At 75.3% G+C, this 17,030-nt stretch carries 14 protein-coding genes, 1 tRNA gene, 3 pseudogenes and 1 riboswitch; of the genes and pseudogenes, 7 read left to right on the top strand and 11 right to left on the bottom strand.

Annotation, left to right across the window (positions count from 1 at the left end; all coding sequences use genetic code 11):
* Positions 1–136 precede the first annotated feature (136 nt).
* Together pcrA and BJF77_RS07605 are read right to left on the bottom strand one after the other, a co-directional pair.
* Complete coding sequence (gene pcrA / locus BJF77_RS07610; RefSeq protein WP_075871765.1) at positions 137–2,608, bottom strand: DNA helicase PcrA; 2,472 nt, start codon at positions 2,606–2,608, stop codon at positions 137–139.
* A gap of 55 nt (positions 2,609–2,663) precedes the next feature.
* Positions 2,664–3,392, bottom strand: coding sequence for an integrase (locus tag BJF77_RS07605; protein WP_238985959.1), 729 nt, complete (start codon positions 3,390–3,392; stop codon positions 2,664–2,666).
* 173 nt (positions 3,393–3,565) lie between these two features.
* On the opposite strand from BJF77_RS07605, the gene BJF77_RS07600 reads away from it, so the two are divergent.
* On the top strand, positions 3,566–4,237 hold the full coding sequence (locus BJF77_RS07600) for a hypothetical protein (protein WP_075871764.1): 672 nt from the start codon (positions 3,566–3,568) through the stop codon (positions 4,235–4,237).
* A 55-nt stretch (positions 4,238–4,292) separates the two neighbouring features.
* On the opposite strand, the gene BJF77_RS07595 is transcribed toward BJF77_RS07600, so the two are convergent.
* Positions 4,293–4,368 (bottom strand) — tRNA-Arg (locus tag BJF77_RS07595).
* 64 nt (positions 4,369–4,432) lie between these two features.
* Between BJF77_RS07595 and BJF77_RS21020 the strand changes: the two are divergent.
* Positions 4,433–5,308, top strand: a pseudogene (locus BJF77_RS21020) (DUF4031 domain-containing protein); the annotation flags it as partial.
* A gap of 42 nt (positions 5,309–5,350) precedes the next feature.
* On the top strand, positions 5,351–5,815 hold the full coding sequence (locus BJF77_RS21015) for an NUDIX domain-containing protein (RefSeq protein WP_222844978.1): 465 nt from the start codon (positions 5,351–5,353) through the stop codon (positions 5,813–5,815).
* Here the strand turns inward: BJF77_RS21015 and BJF77_RS07585 are convergent.
* The 5 genes from BJF77_RS07585 to BJF77_RS07565 form a co-directional block, all read right to left on the bottom strand.
* On the bottom strand, positions 5,733–5,999 hold the full coding sequence (locus tag BJF77_RS07585) for a hypothetical protein (RefSeq protein ID WP_075871762.1): 267 nt from the start codon (positions 5,997–5,999) through the stop codon (positions 5,733–5,735). The genes BJF77_RS21015 and BJF77_RS07585 overlap by 83 nt on opposite strands.
* A gap of 166 nt (positions 6,000–6,165) precedes the next feature.
* Positions 6,166–6,576, bottom strand: a complete 411-nt coding sequence (locus BJF77_RS07580) for a C40 family peptidase (RefSeq protein WP_369821372.1) — start codon at positions 6,574–6,576, stop codon at positions 6,166–6,168.
* Positions 6,573–6,989, bottom strand: coding sequence for a hypothetical protein (locus tag BJF77_RS07575; RefSeq protein WP_075871760.1), 417 nt, complete (start codon positions 6,987–6,989; stop codon positions 6,573–6,575). The genes BJF77_RS07580 and BJF77_RS07575 overlap by 4 nt, the downstream gene beginning before the upstream one ends.
* A 301-nt stretch (positions 6,990–7,290) precedes the next feature.
* Positions 7,291–7,980: a C40 family peptidase gene (locus BJF77_RS07570; protein WP_075871759.1), complete on the bottom strand. Its 690-nt coding sequence runs from the start codon at positions 7,978–7,980 to the stop codon at positions 7,291–7,293.
* Positions 7,981–7,985: 5 nt separating this feature from the next.
* Positions 7,986–8,175: riboswitch (cyclic di-AMP (ydaO/yuaA leader) on the bottom strand.
* Positions 8,176–8,525: 350 nt separating this feature from the next.
* On the bottom strand, positions 8,526–9,215 hold the full coding sequence (locus BJF77_RS07565; protein WP_075871758.1) for a metal-dependent transcriptional regulator: 690 nt from the start codon (positions 9,213–9,215) through the stop codon (positions 8,526–8,528).
* A 207-nt stretch (positions 9,216–9,422) separates the two neighbouring features.
* On the opposite strand from BJF77_RS07565, the pseudogene serC reads away from it, so the two are divergent.
* Positions 9,423–10,579, top strand: a pseudogene (serC, locus tag BJF77_RS07560) (phosphoserine transaminase).
* Here the strand turns inward: serC and BJF77_RS07555 are convergent.
* From BJF77_RS07555 to BJF77_RS07545, 3 genes and pseudogenes are all read right to left on the bottom strand, one after another.
* A pseudogene (locus BJF77_RS07555) lies at positions 10,576–11,810 on the bottom strand (MFS transporter). The pseudogenes serC and BJF77_RS07555 overlap by 4 nt on opposite strands.
* A gap of 53 nt (positions 11,811–11,863) precedes the next feature.
* Positions 11,864–12,412 carry a DUF3027 domain-containing protein gene (locus tag BJF77_RS07550; protein ID WP_053004716.1) on the bottom strand — a complete coding sequence of 183 codons (549 nt, stop codon included), beginning with the start codon at positions 12,410–12,412 and terminating at the stop codon, positions 11,864–11,866.
* 63 nt (positions 12,413–12,475) lie between these two features.
* Complete coding sequence (locus tag BJF77_RS07545; protein WP_047802053.1) at positions 12,476–12,859, bottom strand: cold-shock protein; 384 nt, start codon at positions 12,857–12,859, stop codon at positions 12,476–12,478.
* A 154-nt stretch (positions 12,860–13,013) separates the two neighbouring features.
* On the opposite strand from BJF77_RS07545, the gene BJF77_RS19950 reads away from it, so the two are divergent.
* The 3 genes from BJF77_RS19950 to BJF77_RS07525 all read left to right on the top strand — a co-directional run bounded on the left by BJF77_RS19950 (position 13,014) and on the right by BJF77_RS07525 (position 17,027).
* Positions 13,014–13,271, top strand: a complete 258-nt coding sequence (locus tag BJF77_RS19950) for a hypothetical protein (protein WP_075871757.1) — start codon at positions 13,014–13,016, stop codon at positions 13,269–13,271.
* A gap of 709 nt (positions 13,272–13,980) precedes the next feature.
* Positions 13,981–15,357 carry a helicase-associated domain-containing protein gene (locus BJF77_RS07530; RefSeq protein ID WP_075871755.1) on the top strand — a complete coding sequence of 459 codons (1,377 nt, stop codon included), beginning with the start codon at positions 13,981–13,983 and terminating at the stop codon, positions 15,355–15,357.
* Positions 15,357–17,027 (top strand): DNA repair helicase XPB, encoded by a 1,671-nt coding sequence (locus tag BJF77_RS07525; protein WP_075871754.1) that lies wholly within the window; start codon positions 15,357–15,359, stop codon positions 17,025–17,027. Before BJF77_RS07530 ends, BJF77_RS07525 begins: the two co-directional genes overlap by 1 nt.
* Positions 17,028–17,030: the final 3 nt, after the last annotated feature.

The raw sequence follows: 17,030 nt of genomic DNA, 5'->3' as shown, positions 1-17,030 counted from the left end.
GGGTGCGCCGGTGGGATCCCTCCGAGGGGCCCACCGCACCCGGGGGGCTCTTCCGTTGCGCCGAGGCGCCCGGCCTCCTGCCGGGCCGCGGCACGCACGTCGCGCAGGCGCCGCGGCGGGCCGCCGTGGGCCTGGTTCAGCCCACCTTGGTGAGGGGGGCGTAGCGCAGCAGCAGCCGCTTCTCGTCCCCGCCGAAGCGCACCTTGGCCACGGTCTTGTCCCCGGCCCCCTCGACGGACACCACGGTCCCCTTGCCGAAGGCCTTGTGGTCCACGGTGTCCCCGACGGACAGGCTCGGGATCTCCTTGTTGGGCTGCACCCGCCCCGCCGCGGCGGCCCGGGACGGCGCCATCCGCTCGAAGGCGGCGTTCGAGGAGGCCGCCGCGCCCCAGTACGAGCCGCGCATCGCGTCCCGCTGCCCGGAGCCGCCGGCGTGCAGCGAGGAGCCCCAGGAGGCCGGGGCCGAGGATCCCTCGCGCTTCCACTCGAGCAGCTCCGCCGGGATCTCGTCGAGGAACGGGCTGGCCGGGTTGTACTGGGACTGGCCCCACATCGAGCGGAACTCCGAGCGGGTGAGGTAGAGGCGCTCCCGGGCGCGGGTCAGGCCCACGTAGGCGAGGCGCCGCTCCTCCTCCATCTCCTTCTCGTCCGTGAGGGAGCGCTGGTGCGGGAACAGCCCGTGCTCCATGCCGGTCAGGAAGACCACGGGGAACTCGAGGCCCTTGGCGGTGTGCAGGGTCATGAGGGTGACCACGCCCTGGACGCGGGCCTCGGCGACCTCCGCCGCGATCTGCTCGGCGCTCGGCCCGTCCTCGGAGGACCCCGCGGGCCGGTTGGGGATCTGGTCGGCGTCGGCCACCAGCGAGACGTGCTCGAGGAACTCGGGCAGCCCGGCCTCGGGGTTGTCCCGCTCGAACTCGCGCACCACGGCCACGAGCTCGGCGAGGTTCTCCACCCGGGACTCGTCCTGCGGGTCGGAGGACCCGCGCAGCCCGGCGAGGTAGCCGGACTGCTCGAGCACCGCCTCGAGCACCGTGGCGGCCCCCGAGGCCTCCGCCACCGAGGCGAGGTCGTCCATGAGCTGGACGAACGCCTTGACCGCGTTCAGCGAGCGGGTGGCCATCCCGGGGGCCTCGTCGGCGCGGCGCAGGGCGTCCATGAACGAGATCCGCTCCCGCTCGGCGAGCGCGGCCGCGGCCCCCTCGGCGCGGTCGCCGATGCCGCGCTTGGGCTCGTTCACGATGCGCCGGACGTTGATGTCGTCGTCCGGGTTCACGATCGAGCGCAGGTAGGACAGGGCGTCCTTGATCTCCTTGCGCTCGTAGAAGCGGGTGCCGCCCACCACCTTGTACGGCAGGCCCACGCGCATGAGGATCTCCTCGAGCGAGCGGGACTGGGCGTTGGTGCGGTAGAACACGGCGACGTCACCGGGACGGTAGCCGTCCTCGTCCTGGAGGCGGTCGATCTCCTCGGCGATGAACCGGGCCTCCTCGTGCTCGTTCTCCGCGGCGTAGCCGGTGATCTTCGCGCCGTCGCCGGAGGCGGTCCACAGCCGCTTGTCCCGGCGGGCCTTGTTCTTGGCGATCACCGCGTTCGCGGCGGTGAGGATGTTCTGGGTGGACCGGTAGTTCTGCTCCAGCAGGATGGTGCGCGCCTGCGGGTAGTCCTTCTCGAAGTCGACGATGTTGCGGATGTCGGCCCCGCGGAACGCGTAGATCGACTGGTCGGAGTCGCCCACGACGGTCAGCTCGGCGGGCGGCACGGGGTTCGCCCCCGGACCGGGATCAGCTCCGGCGCCCGTGCCGACGAGCTCCCGGACCAGGGCGTACTGCGCGTGGTTGGTGTCCTGGTACTCGTCGATGAGCACGTGCCGGTACCGGCGCCGGTAGTACTCGGCGACCTGGGGGAAGGCCCGGAGCATGTGCACGGTCTGGCCGATGAGGTCGTCGAAGTCCATCGCGTTGGCCGCGCGCAGCCGCTCGGTGTAGCCGCGGTAGACCTGGGCCACCGCGCTCTCGAAGGGGTCGGTCTCCGAGACGCGGGACAGGTAGGTCTCGTCGTCGACGAGCTCGTTCTTCAGCGCGGAGATCCGGTGCTGGATGCTCTTGGGCGCGAAACGCTTCGGGTCGAGGTCGTGCTGCTTGGCCACGAGGGTGATCAGCCGCAGCGAGTCGGCGGAGTCGTAGATCGAGAAGGTCGACTTCAGGCCCACGCTGGCGGCCTCCCGCCGCAGCACCCGCACGCAGAACGAGTGGAACGTGGAGATCGACATCGACTTCGCCGACTCCCCCACCAGCTCGACCACGCGCTCGCGCATCTCGGCGGCGGCCTTGTTCGTGAACGTGATCGCCAGGATCTCCCCCTGGTGGGCACGGCCGGTGGCCAGCAGGTGGGCGATCCGGTGGGTCAGCACCCGGGTCTTGCCGGAGCCCGCGCCGGCGACGATCAGCAGCGGCGAACCGGAGTGCTCCACGGCGGCCCGCTGCGGTTCGTTGAGGCCCTCCACGAGGGCCTCCGCGGGAACGGCGCCGCGGCGCGGGGCCGCGTTCGCGGCGGGACGCGCCACGGAGGAGGAGGGCAGGAGCGGGTTGTCGAAGAGGTAGTCCATCGTGGTCCCAGTCTACCGAGGGCCGGTGACACCCGGGCCGGGGTGGGGAGCGGGCTCAGACGAAGTGCAGCTCCAGCCGGTGCCGCCCGTTGTCGTCGTCGACCCACAGCTCCGAGTCGGCCACGGTGACCCGGACGGGCCGCTGCAGCCGGATCTCGTCGTCGAACTCCGCGGCCCCGGCCTCACCGCCGCCGTAGACGGTGTCCAGCTGCCGGTCCGCCAGGTCCAGGTGGCGGATCGCGTCGTTGCCGGTGTCGGCGATCACGATCGACCCGTCGTAGAGGATCTGCAGGTCCTCGGGGTGGTCCAGCTGGGCGGCGTCCGCCGGCCCGTCGGCGAAGCCCGGCCCCGCCCGGCCCACCACCGTGCAGATCCGCGGGTCGCCGTCGGGCTTGTCCGTGTCGATCTCGATGCAGCGCAGGGACGAGGAGTCGCGGTCCACGAACCAGAGGGTCCCGTTGCCGTCCTCGGTGATCGAGACGGTGGCCGCGAACGTGGCCTGTCCCGCCTTCCCGTCCCGCTGCCCGGACTCCCCCGTGCCCGCGAACCCGTACAGCACGTCGGTGTACGGGTCCCAGCGGAACAGCCGGTGCAGCGACGGCACCGCCACGATCACGGCCGAGAGCTTGTGCGACCACACCATGTCCGTGATGGGGGCGCCGCCGAGGACGGAGCAGTCCACCGTACGGCGCACCGTCTCGTGGTCCTTCTCGAAGAGCCTCAGCGCATTGCCCTCGGTCAGCCGCATGAGCAGGCCGTCCGGGAGTCCGATGGACAGTTCCATGACGGGCACCTCCGTGTCGTCCTCGTCGCGCGCCCGGTCGTCGTCGGCCGGACCGTTCCCCCGCGGGTCGCGAGGACCGGTGCGGGTGGCCCCAGCCTACTCCTGGGTCGAGCGCCCCGCGGGGGGACGCACAGCCGGACCGCACGCCCGGCCACCGGACGGATAATGGGGGCATGGCACTGACCCGGGCGCAGAAGGCACGCAAGCACGGCAGCACGGCGGTCGAGCCGCCGCCGCGGGGGGCCCGGCTGCACGAGGCGCGGCCCGGCGAGCTGCGGCCCGAGCCCGCCCGGTCGAGCTCCGGGCTCGTGGTCGGGGTGGCCGTGGGCGTCTCCGCGCTGCTGTGGCTGTACGTGCACGCGTGGGTGCTCTCCCAGTTCGGTGCGGCCGTCGCGGACGGCCTGCTCCTGCCCGAGTGGATGCCCGGCGGGTTCGACCAGGCCCACGCCGCACGGCTCGCCGTCGCCCTCGGCGAGGAGGGACGGGCCCAGTACGAGGCCGTGCACCGTTCCGCCGGTCTGCTGGCCCCGCTCTTCGTGGGTCTGGCGTGGCTGCTCCTCGTCGCCCTCCACACGGCCTCCCGCGCTCGCCGGTGGCTGCGCTCGGCGGTCGTGCTGGGCTTCGCGGCCGTCTCCCTGGCGGGCAACGCGGCGATCGACGCCGCGCTCGCGGACCCCGGCGACGCCTCGGCCGTGGCCACGGCGTCCGCCCTCGTGGTGGCCCGCTGGGTGCTGCTGGTGCTGCTGCTGGCGGTCACCGTGGCCGTGGCCGTGGAGGCGCTGCGGCGCCGGGCGCCGCGGCCTCCGGCCGGCGGCCCGGAGCGCCCCGGGGACCCCCCGCGCTGAGCGGCAGGACCCGGGCAGCGCGACGCCCCGGACCGGGCGGTCCGGGGCGTTGCGGTGGTGCCCCCGATTGGATTCGAACCAACGACACCGGCTTTAGGAGAGCCGTGCTCTATCCCCTGAGCTACGAGGGCGACGCCGAACAGTCTAGGTGCTGCCCGGGAACCCCGCGAACCGTGCGCGTCTAGGATCGGTCGCATGCCCGTCTACATCGATCCGCCGCTGTGGCCCGCCCACGGGACGCACTTCTCCCACCTGGTCTCCGACTCCTCCTACGAGGAGCTGCACGCCTTCGCGTACCGGCTGGGCGTGCCCCGGCGCGCGTTCGACCGGGACCACTACGACGTGCGGGGCAGCCTCTACGACCGGGCGGTGGCCGCGGGCGCGCGGCCGGTCGAGGGCCGTGAGCTCACACGGGTGCTCCTGCGCAGCGGTCTTCGCGTGCCCGCCCGGGCCCGCCCGGAGCGGATCGGCCGGGTGCTGGGCCGGCGCTGGGACGGCCGGTTCCCCGGTCTGCCGCGGCTCGGGGCGGAGCTCGTCGAACGGTGGGGGGAGCCCCACCGGCACTACCACGGCCGCTCGCACCTGCTGGCGGTCCTCGAGGCCCTCGACGAGCTGGCCGCCGGAGCCGGGCTGGACCGGGAGCAGCACGACGCCCTCCTGCTGGGCGCGTGGTTCCACGACGCCGTCTACGCCGGCCGGCCCGGGCAGGACGAGCGGGACTCCGCCGAACTGGCCGGGGAGCGCCTGACCGCGGCCGGTCTCGCCCCGGACGTGGTCGCCGAGGTCCAGCGCCTGATCCTGCTCACCCTCGACCACGCGGCCGCGGCCGAGGACCTCCCCGGGGCGCTCCTGCTGGACGCGGACCTCGCCGTGCTGGGGTCCTCGCCCGCCGCGTACGCGGCCTACGCCGCCGCCGTGCGCCGGGAGTACGCGCACGTGCCCGACACCGACTTCGCCGCCGGGCGGCTGCGGGTGCTCGAGGGACTCTGGCACCGGCAGCCGCTCTACCGCACGCCGGCCGCGCAGCGGCGCTGGGGAGCCCGCGCCGCCCGCAACCTGGAGGCCGAGATCCAGCAGCTGCGCACTGCCGCGGGCCGGGGCGCCCCCGCCGACGTGGAGGTACTCACGATCACGGCGGTGTGCCTGCGCGACGACGACGGCGCCCTGCTCACGGTGCGCAAGCGGGGCACGGACCGGTTCATGCTGGTGGGCGGCAAGCTCGACCCGGGCGAGTCCCCCGCCGAGGCGGCCGTGCGGGAGACGGCCGAGGAGGTGGGACTGGCGCTGCGCCCCGGGCAGCTCCGCCTGCTGGGAGAGTTCGAGGCCCCCGCCGCGAACGAGACCGCCACGTGGGTGCGCTCCACGGTCTTCACCGCGCCCCTCACCGGGCGCCCGGAGGCCCGCGCGGAGATCGAGGAGCTGCGGTGGCAGCCGCTGGACGACGTCTCGCCCGCCGCGCTGCCGGCCGATCTGGCGCCGCTGCTCCGGGAGCACGTCATTCCCGCGCTGCTGGGCTCCCCTGCGGATCGTCCAGCTCGCCCGCGGCGCGGTGCCGCCGGTGGAGCAGGAGCCCGGTGACCAGGCCCAGCACGATGCCGACGCCGCCGAAGACGGACAGCCACATGGCGGCGTGGCCGACGAACGCGGCCACCACGAGGCCGACCACGATCCCGGGCACGGCGCCGCCGATCATGCCGTAGGCCATGTAGGCGTACTCACGGTCCAGGCTGGTGCGGGCGTTGCGGCTGAGGTCGGTGGCCATGGGTCCAGTCTATCGGCGCCGGGCGACGCGGGCCGGGCAGTGGCCGGACCGGTCGGCGGCGCGCACCGGGCACGGTGGGCGGGCGGCCGCCGGACGAGCAGCGGGTGCGCGGAACCTGTCTGGCCGACCAGGATCCGCGCACCCGAACCGATGTCCTCGCGTGCGGTCAGCGCACGCGGACGTAGATCGGGCCGGAGCCCACGTTGACGCTGTCGATGACCGTGGTGCCGCCGTTCCAGCCGCCGTGCACGGCCTTGCCGCCGCCGATGTAGACGCCGATGTGGGCCGAGCCCATGCCGCCGTCGGCGTAGTAGACGAGGTCGCCGGGCTTGGCCTGGCCGGCGGAGACCTGCGTGCCGAGGCTCAGATAGGAGGCCGGCCAGCCGTGGTGGTTGATGCCGGCGGCGCGCAGGGCGTTGGTGACCAGGGCCGTGCAGTCCTGGCCGACGCCGAGCTGGCCCAGAGCGGCCGAGGAGATGGTGGCGCCCTTGCCGGAGGCGGAGCTCTGCGGGGCGACGGTGCGCTCGGCCGCCGGGGCCGCCTGGACGGCCGGCTTCGGCGCCGGGGCCTGCTTCACGGCCGGCTGCGGGGCGGCCTGCACGGCGGGGGCGGCCGGCTGCGGGGCCGGGCGACGACCGGCTGCGCCGCCGGCGTCGCTGCCGGCCGCTGGACGGTCTCGCGGGCCTCGGGCTCCGCCTTCTTCTCGGCCGCCTTCTTCTCGTTCTTCTCGGCCTGCTTCTTCTCGGACTCGTCCTGGGCCTTCGTCACGTGGGCGACCGGCGCGAGGGAGACGGTGGGGGCGGCGGACGGGGTCGCCGCGGCCACGGCGGACAGCGGGGCGTCGGCGGCGGCCTCCTGGGCCGGGGCCTCGTGCGCGGAGACGGTGGTGGCCAGCGCCAGGCCGGAGAGGGCGGCGACGGCGGCCACGGTGCGGGCCCGGCCGGTCAGGAGGGAGGTGACGCCGGTCGAGGAGTTCAGGTCACGAGTCATGGGGGTTTCAGCAGGCTTTCTGGAGGGCCGGGCGAACCTGCCGGGAGACTGCGGTGACAGCACGGATCACCCCGCGCGCAGGCGCGCGGGGTGATCGATCTCCGGCAGCGCGGCCGTCCGGATGCGGAGGGCCGCGCACGGCGGGGGGAACGGAGGAGGGCGTCCGAAGGCGGACGGGGCGCACGGCGTCGGAGAGGACGGATGTGCGGGGGGGGGACCCGGGAGTGCGGGTCCGGGTGGTCCGGGAGGGACCGGGTGCCTCCCGCGGGGACCCTGGGGTCTCCGCGGGAGACGAGCCGGATCAGCCGATCCGGTAGTAGCCGTCGAGCTGCATGGCGTTGACGGAGTGGATCTGCGTGCCCTGCGAGGGGTTCAGCGCCGAGATCATCTTGCCGCCGCCGATGTAGATGCCCACGTGGCCCCCACCGTTCTGGGAGACGAGGTCGCCGGGCTGCGGGTTGGACACGGGGGTGCCGGCGGCGAACTGGGCCCAGGTGGTGCGGGGCAGGTCGATGCCGTTCTGGGCGAAGACCCACTGGGTGAAGCCGGAGCAGTCCCAGGCGCCGAAGGCGGTGCCGCCGTAGACGTAGCCGGAGCCGATGCCCTGCTGGGCAGTGCCCACGATGCCGCCGGCGGCCGCGGTGATCTCGGTCGTGGCGTTGGCCTGCGGGGTCACGCTCGCGGTGGAGACCGCCGGCTGCGCGGCGGGGGCCGGGGCCTGGTAGGCCGGGGCGGCGGGCTGCGCGGCAAGCGGGGCCTGGTAGGCGGCGGGGGCCGGGGCCTGGTAGGTGTAGGAGGCCAGCGAGGCGGCGGCCGGAGCCGGGGCCGAGTAGGCGGCACCGGAGGCCGCGGGGATCTCGGCGTAGGCCTGGGCCGGGGCGATGGAGCCGACGATCGCGGCGCCGGCGGCGGCGGCGATCGTGGTGTTGCGCACGGCGTTCGAGGTGGTCTCGGCGCGGTGGCGGGCGGTGCTCTGCTTGAAAATAGCCATGGGTGTGTTCCTCCCTTTGCCTACGAGGTGAGCTGTCGGATTCGGGTGGGAGACACCCGGCCGCGGAGCGCATGCGCTCCGGCGACTTAACCCCAAGGCCCCGGATCACCGGGACCGGAAATGGTTCCCCCGCTTCTGCCAAGCAGTTTCTGTGCATGGGCCCCGGGCACCGGCAGAATTCGGCGATGTGCACGAGGATGCCGATCCGACCAGTGATCAGCACGGGTTGAACAATACATGACCGGTTACGGAAGTGTCACGTTTTGATCACGGCCGATCACGGAATTGCATCTCGGGCCGGACGAAAACCTGTGGATTATGTCGCTCCGGACTATCAGTGCGATCCGGCGGCGCACGGTGGAGCGAGGGTCCGGGCACCCCTGAACCCGCGGCTCACCAGGGCATTCGCCGCCGGCGGGGCACGGTCCGGCCGAACTGGCCGAAAGTGCCTTGTGAACGTCCCCACAAGGGTGGCCGGGTCTCGCGCAGGGCCCCGTGACCTGTCCCGTGACCTGCCCCCGGGCCGGGCACGACCCGACGGGCGCTCAGACGGCGAGGACCCGGATGGCCCCGGCCGTGCGCAGGTCGATCTCCGCGGACCGGCCGGTCTCGGCGACCTCGATCCGCACCCGCTGGCCCTCCACGCGGGCCCGGACGACGGCCCCGGTGAGCACGCCGACGTCGCTCAGCACGCCCAGCAGCGCGGCGTCGGCCTGCACCACCTCCGGCAGCAGCGCCACGGTGTGCGTCGCCTCCGGATCCGCGCGGGCGGCCTCCAGCAGGGAGGGGTGCCCCGCCGCCGAGGGGCTGTCCCCGACGCCCAGTGCGGCCAGGCCCGGGATCGGCGTGCCGTACGGGGAGTATCGGGGGCTGTGCAGCAGGTCCACCAGCCGCCGTTCGACCTGCTCGCTCATCACGTGCTCCCAGCGGCACGCCTCGTCGTGGACCTGGGCCAGGTCCAGTCCGATGACGTCGGCCAGCAGCCGCTCCGCCAGACGGTGCTTGCGCATCACCTGCACCGCGCGTTCGCGGCCCAGCTCGGTGAGCACCAGGGAGCGGTCGGCCCCCACCGTCAGCAGTCCGTCGCGCTCCATCCGGGACACCGTCTGCGAGACGGTGGGCCCGGAGTGGTCGAGGCGCTCGACGATGCGCGCCCGCATGGGCGTGATGCCCTCCTCCTCGAGCTCGAGCACGGTCCGCAGGTACATCTCCGTGGTGTCGATCAGATCGCTCATGCCTCAGTCATCCTTCGTCCGGCCGTCCGTCCCCGGGGATCCCGCCCGGTCCGGTCTTCCCGCACGAGCTTAGTCCGCGGTCCCCTGCCGCGGAGGGGACCGGGCCGCGGCGGGGCCCGGGTCCGGGTGGGGCAGAATGGGCCGGGGCCCGGCCGTGCACGCCCCTGCACCACCACCGCCGCGCCCGCCGCCCGCCGCACGTCCGTCATGAGGGAGCACCCGTTGTCCGCACACGTCACCATCCCCCAGCACCTGCTCCCGGCCGACGGCCGGTTCGGCGCCGGGCCCTCCAAGGTCCGCCCGGAGCAGGTCGACGCCGTCGCCCGGGCCGGGGCCGGGCTGCTCGGGACCTCCCACCGGCAGGCCCCGGTCCGGCGGCTCGTGGGCTCGGTGCGCGAGGGCCTGGCGCAGTTCCTCCGTCTGCCCGAGGGCCACGAGGTCCTGCTCGGCCTCGGCGGGGCCACCGCCTTCTGGGACGCCGCCGTCTTCGGGCTGGTCGAGGCCAAGGCCCAGCACCTGGTGTTCGGCGAGTTCGGCGCCAAGTTCGCCCAGGCCACGGACGCCGCGCCGTTCCTGGAGGCCTCCTCCGTGGTGGAGGCCCTGCCCGGCACCCGTCCGGAGCCGCGGGCGGAGGACGGCGTGGACGTCTACGCCTGGCCCCAGAACGAGACCTCCACCGGGGTGGCCGCCCCCGTGGTCCGGCCCGCCGGCATCGCGGACGAGGCGCTGGTGCTGGTCGACGCCACCTCGGCGGCGGGCGGAATGGCCGCGGACCTCTCCGCGGCGGACGTCTACTACTTCTCCCCGCAGAAGAACCTGGGCTCCGACGGCGGGCTGTGGCTGGGGGCCTTCTCCCCCGCCGCGATCGAGCGGATCGAACGGATCGGCGCCTCCGGGCGCTGGGTCCCCGACTTCCTGAAGCTGACCACGGCCCTGGAGAACTCTCGCAAGGACCAGACCTACAACACCCGGCGCTGGCCACGCTGGTGATGCTGGACGAGCAGCTGCGCTGGCTCAACGACCGGGGCGGCATGGCCTGGGCGGCGGCCCGCACGAAGGAGTCCTCCGACCTGGTCTACGCCTGGGCCGAGGCCTCCCCCTTCGCCGCCCCCTTCGTGGCCCGCCCGCAGGACCGCTCCACGGTGATCACCACGGTGGACTTCGACTCGGGCGTGGACGCCGCCGCCGTGGCCGCCGTGCTGCGCGCCCACGGCGTGGTGGACGTGGAGCCCTACCGGAAGCTGGGGCGCAACCAGCTGCGGATCGCCACGTTCGTCTCGATCGAGCCCGACGACGTCGCGCGGCTGCTGGCCTGCGTGGACCACGTCGTCGACCGGCTGCGCGCGGCGGACGGCGGGCGCTAGGGAGCCGCCCCCGGGGACGCCGCCCCGGCCGCGGGGCCCCGGGCGCGCAGCCGCAGCCAGAACAGGGCGCCGACCAGGGCCCCGCCGAGCCCGGCGGCCACGGCCACGCCCATGCCCCACCGCGCCCCGAGGGCGTCCGTGATCCACCCGACCACGGGCGCCCCCACCGGGGTGCCGCCCATGAAGATGGCCATGTAGAGGCTCATCACCCGGCCGCGCATCACCGGGAGGTGGTCGACTGCACATAGGCGTTGGCGGTGGTCATGATCGTCAGGGAGGACAGCCCGCACGGGACCAGCCACAGCGCGAACACCGTCAGGGTGGGCGCCGTGGCCGCCCCGAGGCAGCTGAGCGCGAAGACGGCGCTGCCGCCGTAGACGTAGCGCAACCGGGCGCTGCGCCGCCGGGCCGAGAGCAGGGCGCCCGCCACCGTGCCCACCGCGAGGACCGAGTTGAGCACCCCGAAGGTCTCCGGTCCGCGGCCGAACTCGGGGCCGGCCATGGCGGCCAGGAACACGGCGAAGTTCAGCCCGAAGGTGCCGATGAGGAAGATCGTCACCAGCACCGCCACGATGTCGGGACGGCCGCCGACGTAGGCGAGTCCCTCCCGGATCTGCCCGCGCCCCCGCCCGGAGCGCGGCATCCCGCGCAGCTCCTCGGACCGGATGGCGAGGATCGCGGCGAGCATGGCGCCGAAGGTGAGCGTGTTGAGCAGGAACACCCACCCGGAACCGATCGAGGCCACGAGCACGCCGGCGGCGGCGGGGCCGATCATCCGGGCCGCGTTGAACGAGGTGGAGTTCAGGGCCACGGCGTTGGAGAGGTAGTCGTCGTCGACCATCTCGGAGACGAAGGTCTGGCGCACGGGAGCGTCCGCGGTGGACGCGACACCGAGGGCCAGGGCGAAGGCGTAGACGAGCCCCAGGCTCGCCACCCCGGCCAGCACGGCCGCGCCCAGTCCCGCCGCGAGCGCGGCCATGGCGGTCTGCGTCCACAGCAGCAGGCGGCGCCGGTCCAGCCGGTCGGCGAGCACCCCCGCCCAGGGCGCCAGGAAGAGCTGGGGCAGGAACTGGAGGGCGGTCACCACGCCCATCGCGGTGGCGTCGTGGTCCGAGAGCTCGTCGAAGACCAGCCAGGACTGGGCGGTGCGCTGCATCCACGTGCCGATGTTGGACACCAGGGCGCCCAGGAACCAGATGCGGTAGTTGCGGAAGCGGAAGGACCGGAACATGCCCCGGGCGGGATCGGGGGCGCCCGCGGCCGCGACGCCGCTCCGCGGGGCGCTCAGGGCCGTTCGCCGTCCGGCGACGGCACGGTCCCGTCCTGCGGGCCGGACCCGGGCTCGTCGCCGCCCGCGGCCGGCTCCTCGGCGGCGGTCCCGGGGGCCTGGTCGGCGGGTGCCGCCGCGGCCTCCTCCTCGGCGCGCTCCTGCTCCTCCTGGGCCTTCTCCTCGGGGCTCACACGCTCGGACCAGGGCACCCACTCGGGGGCCAGCAGGGCGTCCTCCCCGGGCAGCAGGCCGACCTCGCAGACGGTCACCGTCCTGCTGCGCGGGGCCCGGGCGAGGCTCGCGAACCAGTTCCAGCCGCGGTAGCCGGGCAGGGTGCACTCGAAGAGGTGGACGACCAGCCGGTCCTCCTCGACCTGCACGCGGTGCCCGGGACCGATCTGCTGAGGCTCCGCGATCTGCTCCACGCCGGCACGGGCGGTGGCGGTGTCGGCGATCAGCAGGGCGTCCTGCTTGGGGGCCCGGCGGCGGGCCGGTCGCGCCGGGCGGGCAGGAGGCTCGGGGGCCGCCTCGGCGGGCGCGTCCTGGACGGTCTCCTCGGTCACTGCTGGTCTCCCTCGGGGTGAGTGCTGGGTGGGGCGCCCGGGCCGGGGCCCGGGCCGGTCGGCTCAGACGTCCAGGTTGTCGGCCACGGTGCGCAGGATGGCGGCGATCTTCCGGCCGTGCGCGGAGTCCGGGTAGCGGCCGCGGTGCAGCCCGTTGGACATCTCGTCCAGGAGCTTGATGAGGTCCTCGGTGATGACCGCCATCTCCTCGGCCGGTTTGCGGACGTTCTTGGCGATCGACGGCGCCCGGTCCAGGATGCGCGCGGACAGCGCCTGCGCGCCGCGCCGCCCCTGGGCCACGCCGAACTCCATGCGCGTCCCCGGCTTCACCGTGGTGGCGCCCGCGGGCAGGGCCGAGGAGGGAAGGAACACCTCCTGGCCGTCGTCGGTCGCCAGGAAGCCGAAGCCCTTCTTGGAATCGAACCACTTCACCTTGCCGGTGGGCACGCTGTCTCCCTCGTCGTCGTCCTCGTGGAAGGGCGGCCCCGCCGTCCGTGCTGCCGGGCCACCCTGTGGAACCTCCCATTCTAGCCCTGCCGCAGGCGCCGGGACGCCCGCGGACGCGGTCACGGCGGGGTCCCCGGCTCGCTATTCTGGACCCATGCCTTCCCACGACGACCGCGCCGCCACGCCCGAGGACCGCCCCGCCCGCCGCCCGGGGGTCGACGTCCTCGGCGCCGCCGCGGTCGTGCTGGGCCTGGTCTGCGCGGTGTGCCTCGGGCTGCTGCTGGTGCTGAAGGCCGTCGGCGCGGACCCGTGGGACGGGCTGACGGTCATCCCGTGGTTCGTGCTGCCCGTGGCCTTCCTGCTCTTCTGCGCCGCCCTGGTGCGCTCCGTGCTGCGCCGGCGCCGGGCCTGACCCGTGGTCCCGGACGGACTGCTCCGGGACCTCGCGGCCCGCTCCCCCGGTGAGCTGGCCGCGCTGCTCGACGCGCGACCCGACGCCGTGCGCCCCGGGACGACGACGACCGCCGAGCTCGCCGAGGCACTGCTCTCCCGGGCGGGCCTGAGCCGGGCCCTCGACGAGCTCTCCCGGCCGGAGCTGGACGCCCTCGAGCGGGCCGTGGTGCTCGGCACCCCGGACGGTCCCGCCGGCCCGCTGCTGGCCGCCCCGCCGTGGGACCGGCTGCACCGGCTGGCCCTGGTCCACAGGGACGGGAACGCGCTGCGGCTCGTGCCCGGGGTGGCGGAGGCCCTGGGCCGCTACCCCGCCGGGCTGGGCCGCCCGCACCGGGTGCTGGCGGCCCGGGCGGCACGCCTGCGCGGCGGCGAGCCGGCGGCCCCCGCGTCCCCCGCGTCCCCCGCGGAGATCGTGCGCTGGCCCGCGCCGGTGCGGAGGTGCTCGAGCGGTTCCGCTCCCGCCCGGTGGGCCTGCTGCCGGACGCGCTGCGCCGTCCGGACCCGGAGGCCGCCGCCGCCCGGCCCGTGGACTGGCTCCTGGCCCGCGGCGTCCTGCTCCCCGTGGACTCCCGCCACGTCGAGCTGCCCCGGGAGTTCGGCCTCGCCCTGCGCGGGGCGACCCCTGGGCCCGGTCCCCGCAGGACCCGCCCCTGCCCCCGGGCACGCGGGTGCCCGACCGGCTGCGGGACAACGCCGCCGCGGCGGCCGTCGAGCAGGTGCTGCGCCGGCTGGCCGCGCTGCGCGCCGAGCTGCGCGAGCGTCCCCTGACCACGCTGCGCGCCGGGGGGATCGGCGTGCGCGAGCTGCGCCGCCTGCGCACCGCTCTGGCCCTGGAGCACCCGGAGCTCGTGCGCCTCCTGGGCCTGGCCGAGCTCGCCGGGCTCGTGGAGCTCGACCCGGACACCTCCGCGTGGCGGCCCGCGCCGGCGCCCTTCGAGGACGCCGAGCGCCCCGAGCAGTGGCTGCACGTCGTCAGCTCGTGGCTGGCCGCCGACGTCGTGCCCTCCGCGGTCGGCCTGCCCCTGGCCGACGGCACGGTCGTGGGGGTCCTCACCCGCGGGACGCACTCCCCGGAGGCCCCGCCGGTGCGCCGGGCGCTGCTGCGGGCCCATGCCGCCCTCGCCGAGGCCGCGCCGGGCGGGCACGGCCCCGAGGACGTCCTGGCGCTCGCCCGGTGGCAGCGCCCGCGCCTGGCCCGCTCCCTCGACCGGTGGGGACCCGGCATGCTCGCCGAGGCGGCCGAGCTCGGCCTCGTGGGCGCCGACGCCCTCTCCCCGGCCGGGCGTGCGGTCGCCGCGGGCCGGGCCGAGGAGGCCGCCCGGGCGGTGGCCGGCTGGTTGCCCGCTCCCGCGCGGACGGTGCTGCTGCAGGGCGACCTCACCGCCACGGCCACCGGCTACCTCGCCCCGCCCGTGGCCCGCGCCCTGGGCGAGCTCGCGGACGCGGAGGGCCACGGCCCGGCGGCCCGGCACCGGTTCACCGAGCGCTCCCTGCACCGGGCCCTCGACGCCGGGTGGGACCCGGAGAGCATCCTGGCGTGGCTGGCCGAGCACGGCCGCGGACCCGTGCCGCAGGCCCTGGCCTACCTGGTCGAGGAGGCCGGCCGGGACCACGGCCGGGTCCGGATCACCCCCGCCGACTGGGTGCTCACGGGTGAGCAGGACCTCCTCGAGGCCCTCGCCCGCTCCCCCCGCCTGGCGGGGCACCGGCTGCGCCGGCCCGCCCCGGGCGTGCTCGTGGTCACCGGGGACGAACCGGGTCCCGGCCGGCGCCGGGCGGGACCGGCGCGCGGGGGCAGTCTCGAGCAGCTCGTCGCCGCCGTCCGCGCCACGGGCACGGAGCCGGCGGTGGAGACCGTCCGGCCGGCACCGCCGCCGTCCGCCGGCGACGCCGGCCCGGACCTGCTGCCGCAGGCGCCCGCCCCGCGCCACCCGGGGCCGTCGGCCGCGGAGGTCGAGGACCTGCTGGCCCGCCTCACCGGCGCGGACGACGTCCCGCCGCCGCCCGACCGCACCGACCGCACCGACCCTGCAGGAGAGCGCTGATGGGACCCCTGATCGTCCAGAGCGACCGGACCGTGCTGCTCGAGATCGACCACGAGGACGCCGACGAGGCCCGCCGCGAGCTCGCCGCCTTCGCGGAGCTCGAGCGCGCCCCCGAGCACGTGCACACCTACCGCATCACCCCGCTGGGGCTGTGGAACGCCCGCGCCGCCGGCCTGGACGCCGAACAGGTGCTGGACGTCCTGCTGACCCGCTCTCGCTTCCCGGTGCCCCATGCCCTGCTCGTGGACATCGACGAGACGATGTCCCGCTACGGCCGGCTCGTGCTGGAGAAGGACCCCGTGCACGGGCTCGTGCTGCGCTGCCACGACGCCCCCGTCCTGGAGGAGATCGCCCGGCACCGGAAGATCGCCCCGCTGCTGGGCCCGCGGATCGACGGGGAGACGACCGTGGTGCACGCGAGCGCCCGGGGCGAGCTCAAGCAGCTGCTGCTCGCCGTGGGCTGGCCGGCCGAGGACCGGGCCGGGTACGTGGACGGCACCCCGCACCCCATCTCCCTGACGGAGACGGACCCCGTCTCCGGCGAGGCCTGGGCGCTGCGGCCCTACCAGCGCCGGGCCGTGGAGAGCTTCTGGGCCGGCGGCAGCGGCGTCGTCGTCCTCCCGTGCGGCGCGGGCAAGACGCTGGTGGGCGCCGCGGCGATGGCGGCGAGCTCGACGACCACGCTCGTGCTGGTCACGAACACCGTCTCCGCCCGGCAGTGGAAGGCGGAGCTGCTGCGCCGGACCACCCTGACGGAGGACGAGATCGGCGAGTACTCCGGGGCGCTCAAGGAGGTCCGCCCCGTCACCATCGCCACCTACCAGGTGCTCACGGCCCGCCGCGGCGGGACCCACCCCCACCTGGAGCTGCTCGACGGCCACGACTGGGGGCTGATCGTCTACGACGAGGTGCACCTGCTGCCCGCCCCCGTCTTCCGGATGACCGCCGAGCTGCAGGCCCGGCGCCGGCTGGGCCTGACCGCGACCCTGGTGCGCGAGGACCACCGGGAGGGGGAGGTGTTCTCGCTCATCGGCCCGAAGCGCTACGACGCCCCGTGGCGGGAGATCGAGGCCCAGGGGCACATCGCCCCCGCGGACTGCGTGGAGGTGCGGGTGCAGCTGCCCGTCGGGGACCGGATGGCCTACGCCTCCGCGGAGGACGCCGACCGGCACCGGCTCGCCTCCTCCTCCCCGCACAAGCTCGACGTCGCGGCCCGCCTGGTGGCCCGCCACCGCGGGGAGCCGGTGCTGGTGATCGGGCAGTTCCTGGACCAGCTCGACGAGCTGGGCGCGCTGCTCGACGCCCCCGTGCTCAAGGGCAGCACGAGCACGGCCCGGCGGGAGCGGCTCTTCGCCGCCTTCCGCGCCGGGGAGCTACCGGTGCTGGTGGTGTCCAAGGTCGCGAACTTCTCGGTGGACCTGCCGGAGGCCTCCGTGGCGGTGCAGGTCTCGGGCGCCTTCGGCTCCCGCCAGGAGGAGGCCCAGCGCCTGGGGCGGCTGCTGCGGCCCAAACGGGACGGCCGCCCGGCCACCTTCTACACGGTGGTGGCCCGGGACACCGTGGACGCCGACTACGCCGCCAAGCGCCGCCGGTTCCTCGCCGAGCAGGGCTACGCCTACCGGATCCTCGACGCGGCCGACCTCGCCGCCTCCGGCGAACTCCCCGGGTAACAG

Origin of the sequence: Kocuria sp. CNJ-770, assembly GCF_001942375.1 — a bacterium.
Taxonomy (GTDB): Bacteria; Actinomycetota; Actinomycetes; order Actinomycetales; family Micrococcaceae; genus Kocuria; species Kocuria oceani.
This window is presented reverse-complemented; position numbering and strand designations above follow the sequence as displayed.